General features: G+C 57.7%; 2 protein-coding genes and 1 pseudogene. 1 reads left to right on the forward strand and 2 read right to left on the reverse strand.

Translation table 11 applies throughout. The features are described from left to right. Positions 1–93: 93 nt before the first annotated feature. Positions 94–1,149 (forward strand): annotated as a pseudogene (locus AB5Y85_RS09480) (amidohydrolase); the annotation flags it as partial. 91 nt (positions 1,150–1,240) lie between these two features. On the opposite strand, the gene AB5Y85_RS09485 reads toward AB5Y85_RS09480, so the two are convergent. Further along, positions 1,241–2,026, reverse strand: a complete 786-nt coding sequence (locus AB5Y85_RS09485; RefSeq protein WP_257688147.1) for a hypothetical protein — start codon at positions 2,024–2,026, stop codon at positions 1,241–1,243. Between the two features lie 213 nt (positions 2,027–2,239). Further along, on the reverse strand, positions 2,240–3,679 hold the full coding sequence (gene pyk, locus AB5Y85_RS09490) for a pyruvate kinase (RefSeq protein ID WP_005362071.1): 1,440 nt from the start codon (positions 3,677–3,679) through the stop codon (positions 2,240–2,242). Between the last annotated feature and the right edge of the window lie 146 nt (positions 3,680–3,825).

Below are 3,825 nucleotides of genomic sequence, written 5' to 3' on the forward strand. Positions count from 1 at the left end.
AGGTGTTGAAAGGCTGGGGTATCCATGATGGTAGACCTCAAGGTGATGGCCTACTTCAAGATTAGCCTTTCAACACGTAATTGGGACAGAGCCATTGCCAAGGCCATCATGACCGCCGCCAAACAGCTCAATCAGGTGGGCATTACCGCCTGGATGGACCCTATCAGCAACATTCGCCCCCTCGCCCCCATCTTCAACGCCGAGCCGGATCGCCGCGATACCGGCCTGCTGCCGGCGTACAGCATGCTCTCCCGGGAAGGCAAGCTGACCGGACATGTATCCGCACTGGCACTGGTGGGGATACATGCATCACCCGCCATCATTGATGACGTATTGGCGCTGCAACAGCAGTTTCAAGATGCCCCGGACGTGAAACTGGTGGGGATAAAGATCCTGCAAGATGGTGTCATCGAGTATCCATCCCAGACCGCCAAGTTGAGCGAGCCCTACCTCAACCGTCCCGGTTACAGCGGCAAGGACGATCTGGACAAACAGCGTTTTAACGAGCTGATCCGCACCGCGGATGCCCATCAACTTATCGCTCACTTTCATGCCATCGGCGATCGGGCCGTCCGAGAATCCCTCGATGCCATCGCCTATGCCCGGGCCCACAATCAGGATCACCGCTTGCTGCACAGCATCACCCATCTGGAGGTGGTGAGCCCGGCCAGCATTGCCCGCTTCAAACCGCTCAATGTGGCCACATCGATGCAACTGTTGTGGGCCGGGAAAAACGTGGCGACCACCCTGTTGCTTGAGGGAAAAGTGCCTCCGGCACTGCTAGCCCGCCTCTATCCGGCAGGCAGCTTGCTGCAAAGCGGCGCCATTATCGCCGGTGCCAGTGACTGGCCGGTCTCCAGCCCCAACCCTTTCCTCACCATGTATACCGCGATCACCCGCCAAGGTGAGCTTGGCTTGCTGCCCCCCGCCAGCGAGCAGATCAGCCGTCAGGCCATCTTGCAGGCCTATACCCTCAACGCCGCCAAGGTAATTGGACGGGAGAAAGAGATTGGCTCCATCAGCGCGGGCAAGAGTGCTGACCTGATCTTGCTGGATCGCAATCTGGAACAGGTAGCAAGCGAAGAGCTCAAGGAGACCAAGGTGCTCTGGACCATGTTCAAGGGCAAGCAGGTCTATTCAGCCCACTGACACCGAGAGAACAAACAGGCCCGCATTGCGGGCCTGTTTGCGAGATCACGACAAGCGCATGGCGTGCAGTGAGCAACCGATAACGGCGGGATTAGCGGCTCGTTTCAGTCAAGTTCTTGTCAATCCAGTACTTGGAGCCGGAGATATTGGCATCGAGCAGCAAGCCCTTCTCGCCAATCTGGTAGATGGCCATGCCGCCATTGTATTTGGCGGTAAGCTCGGCGCTCTCCTTGCCGGCCACCACGCCCACTTCGGAGGTGGCCTCCCAACCCTGAGTCACGAAGGCATCGAATCTGGCCTTGTCTTCAAACAGGATCACCTGCTGATAGAACTTGCCACCAATCCCGGCCGCCAGACCCGCACCAAACATCTTCATATAGGTGTGCTTGCCGGTTTTGCGATTGACCGCCACCCCGGCCCCCTGATTGGTATGCAGCATCAGGGAGAACTTGCGCGAATCGAACACTGCATAGCCATAAGCCTTGTCAAACAACAACTTGGCTGATGGCTGCTCGTTGAACAACCGGATCAGCGCAGTGTCGGCCATGGTATTGAGCGCGATCCTCGCCTCTTTCGCCGTCTTGGGGTTGAGCATCTCGTTGAGCTCCTTGTCGGCCGCCTTCAGCCACTCCTTGCCGGTCGCGATGCTCTTGTCGGTCCAGACCCCGGCGGTATTGAAGGCATCCTCCCCCCAGGCCGAGATGGAAGCCCAGCTCTTTTTGGAAAAATCGCTGACATCCTGCCACACCTCCTTGCTGGTCTCACTCACTGCCGCTCCCAGATCGGACGCTGCGGCCTTGAGCTTGGCCCAATCGGCATAACAGGGTGAGAAGGCCAGACTCAGTGACAGGGCCAGCAACCAGTTACGCTTGTTCATTTTTTCACTCCCGTATTGTCGAGTGTCTGGGTTACCAGGGACGATCACCTACAACAGGCTACCCGCTGAAAATCACTCCCGCATTATCGGAAGGGGAATCCGGTTAAGCAATCATTGAGTCCTGTTTATCCCGCTACAGCCCGATAGCGGTTAACAAAAAGGCTGCTCATCAAAGAGGAGCAGCCTTGTTAAGCAGAGTAAAACCGGACGGGCTTATTCGACCATCATCACCTTGCAGGTGTTGGTACTGCCCACGGTTTCCATCTTGTCACCGTGAGTCAGCAGCACCATGTCGCCGCTCTGCAGCAGCCCCTTCTCCTTGAGCACGGCCAGCGCGTCGCGACACACTTCGTAGACCGGTTTGGTCTCGTCACCGTCAAACATCACCGGGGTGACGCCACGGTAGAGATTGGTCCAGGCCAAGGTCTTGTTGTGGGGAGACATAGCAAAGATCGGCAGACCGGAGCTGATACGGGACATCAGCAGCGGAGTGGTGCCGGACTCGGTCAGTGCCACGATCGCCTTCACCCCTTCCAGGTGGTTGGCCGCATACATGGTGGACATGGCTACAGCTTCTTCAACGGAAGTGAAGGTGTAGCTCATGCGGTGGTTGGAGACGTTCAGGCTCGGGTGCTTCTCGGCACCGACACAGACGCTAGCCATGGAGGTCACGGTCTCGATGGGGAACTGACCAGCGGCAGTCTCGGCGGAGAGCATCACCGCATCGGTACCATCCAGCACGGCGTTGGCCACGTCCATGACCTCTGCACGAGTCGGCAGCGGCGCGTTGATCATCGACTCCATCATCTGGGTCGCGGTGATCACCACGCGGTTCAGGCGACGGGAGTGGCGGATCAGCTTCTTCTGTACACCAACCAGCTCGGGGTCACCGATCTCGACACCCAGATCGCCACGGGCGACCATCACAGCATCGGATCCGAGGATGATGTCTTCCATCGCCTCATCGGTGGCGACTGTTTCGGCGCGCTCAACCTTGGCCACGATCTTGGCATTGGAACCGGCTTCGCGGGCCAACTCGCGGGCGTAGCGCAGATCATCGCCACAGCGCGGGAAGGAGACAGCCAGATAGTCCACATTCATGCGGGCAGCAGTCTTGATGTCTTCCTTGTCCTTCTCGGTCAGGGCCGGAGCGGAGAGACCACCCCCTTTTTTGTTGATGCCCTTGTTGTTAGAGAGCGGCCCGGCCACGGTCACCGTGGTGTGAATGCGGGTGCCTTCAACCTGCTCGACCTTCAGCTGTACACGGCCATCGTCCAGCAGCAGGATGTCGCCCTGTACCACATCGTCTGGCAGGCTCTTGTAATCGATGCCAACCTGCTCCTGGCAACCTTCACCCTTGCCGAGTGCCGCGTCGAGAATGAACTTGTCACCGATGGCCAGATAGATTTTGCCATCCTTGAAAGTGGAAACACGGATTTTCGGGCCTTGCAGATCACCCATGATGGCAACGTGACGACCGAGCTTGGCAGCAATGTCACGCACCTGATTGGCGCGCAGGATATGGTCTTCAGCAGTGCCGTGAGAGAAGTTCATCCGCACCATGTCAGCCCCGGCGCGGATGATCCCTTCGAGGATCCCTTCGCGGTCGGTAGCCGGACCGAGTGTGGTTACAATCTTTGTACGTCTAGGCATGAAAGACTCCAATATGAAGTTGATATGACTTGAGATTCTGCCCCATCAAGCCCATGGCTCGATGCACCCGTTTGCAAACCATCTGGGTGGTTTTTGTTATTAAATTACAATACTACACCAAGGCGGGTGGCATAGACAGTCGGGGG

Origin of the sequence: Aeromonas sp. R3-1 (assembly GCF_040908345.1) — a bacterium.
GTDB lineage: Bacteria > Pseudomonadota > Gammaproteobacteria > Enterobacterales > Aeromonadaceae > Aeromonas > Aeromonas veronii.